Consider the following 3,491-nt stretch of genomic DNA (forward strand, 5'->3'; position numbering starts at 1 on the left):
CGCGACCTGGCGACCGGCCGCGGTGGAGCCGGTGAACGACACCTTGTCCACGCCGTCATGGCTGACCAATTGCTCGCCGACGTCGCGGCCGCCGGGCACCACATTCAGCACGCCGGGCGGCAGGTCGGCTTCGGCGACCAGGTCGGCGAGCAGCTGCGCGTCGAGGACCGACTCGGGCGCGGGTTTGAGCACTACCGTGCAGCCGGCCAACAAAGCCGGCACGACCTTGGTGACGGTCAGGAACTGCGGCATGTTCCACGGCACGATCGCGGCGACGACGCCCACCGGTTGCTTGACGATCCGAATGTCGTTGCCGTACAGCCCTGGGCGATCCTGCTGCCAGGGGTAGTCAGCGGCTATTCCGGAGAACGCCGACATCATCATGAGCGGCAACGCGACCTGTGCCCTCTTCGCAAAGGAGATGGGCGCGCCGATCTCGGCGGAGATAAGTGCGGCCATATCGGCTCGGCGTTCCTTGTAGATGGCGGCCAGGCGCCCGATCGCCTCGATGCGTTCGCTGGGCGGCGTCCGGGGCCACGGTCCGGTGTCGAAGGCCGCTCGCGCCGACTGCACGGCGCGGTCGACGTCGGCAGGTCCCGCGCAGACAGCGCGACCGATCTCGGCTCCGCTGTGCGGCGATACCACACTGATGACGGAATCACCTTGTGCCGCAGCCCATTTTCCGTCGATGAAAAGCTGATCCCTGTCGTACATTGGGTCCTCTCAGGTGTTTCGGCCGCCGTTGACGCCGAGTATCTGTCCGGTGATATAGCTGGCTTCCTCGGAGATGAAGAAGGCGCACGCGGCGGCGATGTCCTCGGGCCGGCCCACCCGGCGCACCGGTGTGCGGTTGATGTGGTCTTCGACGGTTCCGCCGAGCAGGTGTCGGCTTTCCGCGCTGCGCAGCATCGGTGTGTCCACGAACCCCGGCGGAACAGCGTTGACGGTGATGCCCGATGGGCCGTATTCCAGAGCCAGCGATTTGGTCAGGCCGTTCACCGCGGATTTGGCCGCCACGTAATGCGCCATGAACGGCTGGCCGGAGTGCGTGCTGGACGACGAGATGTTGACGATGCGCCCCCACCCGGCCTCGACCATGTCGGGCAGCACCGACTGGATGGTATGGAATACACCGTTGAGGTTGACGTCGATCACCTTCGACCACTCCGGGAACGTCATCTTCGAGAACTTCTGGAAGCCCTCTACCCCGGCCGCGTTGACCAGCACCAGGATCGGGCCGAACTTCTCCCGAATCGCCGCGACGGCGGCGTCGACCTGCGCGCGGTCGGTGACATCGGCGACGTGACCGAACTCGTCGTCGGTCGGCGACAAGTCGATGACGGCCGCCTGAAATCCGTCGCTGCGCAACCGCTCGGCGACGGCGCGACCAATCCCCGAGGCGCCGCCCGTTACGACTGCGGTCTTCAAGCCCGCTACCGCCCTTCCTTGGCAACTTTCCTGAGCGACTGCCCAAACTAGTCATGCCTATCATTCCGCGTCGATTATGGTCAAGCCCATGGACAGGCCACCGTTTCGCTTCGCCGTGCAGGCGACCAACGCAGCCGGCGGACGTGAGTGGCGCGATACCGTTCGCAAAGTCGAAGATCTCGGCTACTCAACGCTTTTCCTCGCCGACCACTACCTGGGTCCCGGTCCCGCGCAGAAAGTCGCGCGCACCCCTCGCCAAGACCTGGCGCCGATCGCGGCGATGGCCGCGGCGACCGCCGTCAGTGAGACGCTTCGCATCGGGTGTCGGGTGTTCTGCATCGACTATCACGTGCCGGCCGTGTTGGCCAAAGAAGCCGCCACCCTGGATCTGCTGTCGGACGGTCGGCTGGAGATGGGCATCGGAGCCGGCTGGAGCGAAACCGAGTACAACGCAATGGGTTTGACCTTCGACCGACCCGCGCGGCGAATCGCCAAGCTCGCCGAGGTGGTGTCGTTGATCAAGGCGCACTGGGACGGCGAGGAGTTGGATTATGCCGGCCAGATTGTGCAGGTGCGCGGCTACGCGGGCCGGCCCCGCCCGGTGCAGCGGCCGCATCCGCCGATCATGATCGGCGGCGGCGGACCGCGGATGCTGGCGTTCGCCGGCCGGGAGGCCGACATCGTCAGCATGTCCAGCGTGCCGTTTGTGGCACGCGACGCCGAAGGCCTGGATCCACAGACAGTCGCGCAGCGCCGGATCGACGTGGTCCGGGCCGCTGCCGGAGAGCGCTACGGCGGGCTGGAAATTGAGAGTTCGCCGTACTTCACGACGATCACCGACGACCCTGAAGCCGCGCTGGCGAAAGCGGAGTCGTCAACCGGAATTCCGGTCGACGTGCTGCGCGAACATCCCAACGTCATGGTCGGCTCACTGGAAACCATTGTGGAGATGCTGTATTCGCAACGGGATTCGCTCGGCGTCAACTACGTGACGGTGCAGCAGTCGCAGATCGAGTCGTTCGCTCCGGTCGTGGACCGGCTCAGCGGCCGCTAAACCTTGACCACTGCGTGCGGAGATGTAAACATGGCAGCTAACTATTGGGCGATCGCTCAAATAGTGTTGACGCCGGAATGACCACCGCAGGAGTGAGACGACTCAATGGCAAAGCGGACCCGATACAGCGAGTACCACGACCGGTACGCGAATTATCGACTCGAGCTCTCCGATGACGGCATCTTGCTCATGCAGTGCCACACCAACGGCGGCAGCCTGGTGTGGGACTGGCGGGCACACGACCAGATGTCGGATGCATTCGCCGACATCGCCGGCGACCGCGAGATCAAGGTGCTCATCCACACCGGCACCGGCGAGAACTACAACGCCAACTGGGGGCGGATGCCCAACGGCGACCCCGTCGAAAAACCCGACTACCTGCTGATGCCCGGCACTCGCGGGCTAAACAAGCTCGACGAAAAGGCCTGGTATGCACGGCACTTGATCACCAACGTGCTCGACGTCGACGTGCCGATGATCAGCGCCGTCAATGGACCGTGCAACATGCATTCCGAGGTGCCGCTGCTCGGCGATATCGTGCTGGCCTCCGAGGACGCCTACTTCCAGGACGCATCGCACTTCCCCCGCGGCCAGGTGCCCGGCGACGGCCAGCATGTGATCTGGAGCTTTCTGGCCGGCCACACCCGTGCTCGCTATTTCCTATTGACCGGCATGAAGCTCGGGGCCGCCGAAGCCAAGGAGTGGGGCGTGGTCAACGAGGTGCTGCCCAAAGACAAAGTCCTGGACCGAGCCTGGGAGCTGGCCCGCGAGCTCGTCAAACGTCCACCGCTGACGCTGCGCTACTCGCGCCAGCTGTTCACCAACCCGCTCAAGCGGGCGTTCATCGACGAGCTGGGTCACGGCCTGGCCCGCGAAACCTACGCACAGCGTGCGTTTTTCCCGTTCGGCGGCGAGATGGCGCCACTCGATCGGGCTTGGGACCAAGAACCCTGGAGCAATGGCGGTCAACGCAACGAAGGAGTGCCCTCGTGACCAGCATCCAACAACG

General features: G+C 64.9%; 4 protein-coding genes. 2 read left to right on the forward strand and 2 right to left on the reverse strand.

The window, feature by feature from the left end; all coding sequences use genetic code 11:
* Positions 1 to 714 (reverse strand): aldehyde dehydrogenase family protein (locus VN856_RS24765; RefSeq protein WP_325694267.1); only part of this gene is annotated, 714 nt, incomplete at its 3' end.
* 9 nt (positions 715 to 723) lie between these two features.
* Entirely contained in the window at positions 724 to 1,428 is a 705-nt protein-coding gene (locus VN856_RS24770) for an SDR family NAD(P)-dependent oxidoreductase (RefSeq protein ID WP_325694268.1), read from the reverse strand.
* Positions 1,429 to 1,516: 88 nt separating this feature from the next.
* On the opposite strand from VN856_RS24770, the gene VN856_RS24775 reads away from it, so the two are divergent.
* Both VN856_RS24775 and VN856_RS24780 read left to right on the forward strand, forming a co-directional pair.
* A complete protein-coding gene (locus tag VN856_RS24775; protein ID WP_325694270.1) occupies positions 1,517 to 2,482 on the forward strand; it encodes a TIGR03621 family F420-dependent LLM class oxidoreductase in 966 nt (321 codons plus the stop codon).
* A 105-nt stretch (positions 2,483 to 2,587) separates the two neighbouring features.
* Complete coding sequence (locus VN856_RS24780; RefSeq protein WP_325694271.1) at positions 2,588 to 3,475, forward strand: enoyl-CoA hydratase/isomerase family protein; 888 nt, start codon at positions 2,588 to 2,590, stop codon at positions 3,473 to 3,475.
* The last annotated feature ends 16 nt before the right edge of the window (positions 3,476 to 3,491 follow it).

Origin of the sequence: Mycobacterium sp. (genome assembly GCF_035603715.1) — a bacterium.
Taxonomy (GTDB): Bacteria; Actinomycetota; Actinomycetes; order Mycobacteriales; family Mycobacteriaceae; genus Mycobacterium.

Coding starts and splice junctions, on each gene's coding strand:
- VN856_RS24775 (WP_325694270.1), top strand. CDS start 1,517: ATGGACAGGCCACCGTTTCGCTTCGCCGTGCAGGCGACCAACGCAGCC.
- VN856_RS24780 (WP_325694271.1), top strand. CDS start 2,588: ATGGCAAAGCGGACCCGATACAGCGAGTACCACGACCGGTACGCGAAT.